1 protein-coding gene is annotated in these 344 nt (G+C 55.5%); it reads right to left on the bottom strand.

The features are described from left to right. Positions 1-344: DDE-type integrase/transposase/recombinase (locus tag OGY18_RS03725; RefSeq protein WP_286551792.1), on the bottom strand; the 344-nt coding region annotated here is incomplete at both ends.

The following is a 344-nucleotide window of genomic DNA, read 5'->3' as shown; positions in this document are numbered from 1 at the left end:
AACCAGCACCTGTTTTTGGGGATTACGCCGCCATACAGCCATCAGCAGTGCGTTCAGGACAATGTCCTTTGTCATCCGGGGTTGCATTGACCAGCCGATAATTTTGCGTGAGAACAGATCAACAACCACGGCAAGATACAGCCAGCCTTCGTGGGTCCTGATGTAGGTGATGTCCGTTACCCAACGCTCATCCGGAGCATCCGGATTGAACTGTCGCTGGAGCCTGTTGGGCGACACGATACTGGCTTCGCCTTTACGTGCCCGCGGGCTCCGGTATCCGACCTGAGCCTTTATCCCGACACGTTTCATCAGTCGCCAGACTCTGTTGACTCCGCACTGTTGCC

This window comes from Citrobacter sp. Cpo142, assembly GCF_030332425.1.
GTDB classification, from domain to species: domain Bacteria; phylum Pseudomonadota; class Gammaproteobacteria; order Enterobacterales; family Enterobacteriaceae; genus Citrobacter; species Citrobacter portucalensis.
This window is presented reverse-complemented; position numbering and strand designations above follow the sequence as displayed.